The following is a 1,779-nucleotide window of genomic DNA, read 5'->3' as shown; positions in this document are numbered from 1 at the left end:
AGACTAATCTAGTTTAGTATTAAATGGTTTTTTCTAACCAAGCGNCTTAAACCGATCTATAGTTCATCGAGTTATTATCTGCAATAACAAAAAAATAATCGCAAGTATCGGGTCGCTCTCACTTAAGGACTTCTCTTATAATTCTACCTCACTGCTTTAAGTTGAATCGACTCAGAGAAAGCTCCATGGCAAGGCTTAATGAACAACACAGAAACTACCAAAAAGTCGCTCAGGCGATGGCCTTTATTGAAGCTGCGCAATATAAACAACCTAGCTTGAAGGACATAGCTAAGCATATCGGCTTGAGTGAGTTTCACCTGCAGCGTGTGTTTACTCAATGGGCGGGGGTATCACCCAAGCAGTTCTTACAATTTCTGACCAAGCAAAAAGCCAAAGCTTTACTTAAGCAACACTCTGTCTCTAATTCCGCTTACAACAGCGGCTTAAGCGGGAGTGGCCGACTTCACGATCTGATGGTTCAGTGTAAAAGCGTGACACCTGGCGAATATAAAAGTGGTGGCCAAGGCGTTCAAATAGACTATGGCTTTCACCCCTCTCCCTTCGGTTATTGTCTGCTAGCTCTGACTCAACGAGGCTTATGCAAATTGGCATTTCTTGACTCACTGGAGCTTCAAGCAGAAGGTTTGGCTGAGATGAAGCGCGAGTGGCCACATGCTGAACTAAAGCAAAACCAAGCGAGCACATTAACTACCCTAAAACGTATTTTCGACTCTGGACCAGCAAACGAGAACAAGTTGAACTTGCTCTGCAAAGGAACGCCTTTCCAACTGTTGGTATGGGAGGCCTTACTGAAGATTCCTGAAGGCGAGTTGCGCTCTTATCAACAGGTTGCTGAGCAAATCAATCAACCAAATGCTACCAGAGCCGTCGCTTCAGCCATTGCGAAGAACAATATTGCCTATGTGATTCCCTGTCACCGGGTCATTAGAAGTACGGGGGAGATTAATCAATATCGCTGGGGAGCAGAACGCAAAAAAGCGATGATCAGCCTGGAATGCTGCTCGACGATACCTTCAACGCTGGGGCAATAAACAACGCTCTTTAAAGTGCTCAAGTAAAGCTTCTGACCATAAGCGGTAAGCCTGCGCACTGGGATGGAAGCCATCACTGGCAAAGAACTCTTTTTGCATAGGAAACTGAACACTAACAAAAGCTAAAGCCTCATCTAGTGCTGCCTGTTCGTTCAAAGCACTATTCATTGCACGAGAACGACGCCCCAAAAACCAGCGAAGTGGCTGAGGTAGAGCCGGAAATTCATGCATGGGAGGTACACTGCTCAAGAAGATATGACGCGCTTGAAACTTGTCTTGAAGCAGCAGTTTTAACTCTCTTTGCTGCTCTAGCCAGTGTTTCAGTCGTGTCCCGCCGGTTATATCATTGACACCTAAGGAAGTAATGACAACATCGGTTTTAAAAGCCTCAAGCGCATGTAGGCGCTCTAGCATCTCAGATGTCTTCAAGCCTGTTTCGGCTAAAAGGCGCCACTCGATAGCGCGGTACTGCGACAGTTTCGACACCAGCTGCCCTAAAAGCGCATCGTTCTGACTATCAACGCCAACACCTGCAGCAGCTGAGTCACCTAGAATTAAGATGCGCAAAGGCTCCCCGTTACCTAAAATACCTTCACGGCTACCTTCAGGCTCAGGAAGTTTAGGCGTCACTTTTTTAGTATAGATTCCCTGCGGAACGAGAATAGGTGACAAAGCCAGGGTGAGAAGAGCATCATCGATCATAATGGCAAGAATTGCTAAGACTTAG

At 46.1% G+C, this 1,779-nt stretch carries 2 protein-coding genes; one reads left to right on the top strand and one right to left on the bottom strand.

Going from position 1 to position 1,779, the window contains the following annotated elements; all coding sequences use genetic code 11:
• Positions 1-185: 185 nt before the first annotated feature.
• Positions 186-1,052, top strand: coding sequence for a bifunctional transcriptional activator/DNA repair enzyme AdaA (locus tag A3735_RS02115; protein ID WP_068637504.1), 867 nt, complete (start codon positions 186-188; stop codon positions 1,050-1,052).
• Here A3735_RS02115 and A3735_RS02110 read toward each other — a convergent pair.
• Positions 1,035-1,754, bottom strand: coding sequence for an SGNH/GDSL hydrolase family protein (locus tag A3735_RS02110; protein WP_068513558.1), 720 nt, complete (start codon positions 1,752-1,754; stop codon positions 1,035-1,037). The two genes, A3735_RS02115 and A3735_RS02110, sit on opposite strands and share 18 nt — an antisense overlap.
• Positions 1,755-1,779 lie beyond the last annotated feature (25 nt).

It is taken from the genome of Oleiphilus sp. HI0061 (assembly GCF_001635675.1).
The sequence above is the reverse complement of the archived record's forward strand: the minus strand, read 5'-3'. Positions and strand labels throughout refer to the sequence as shown.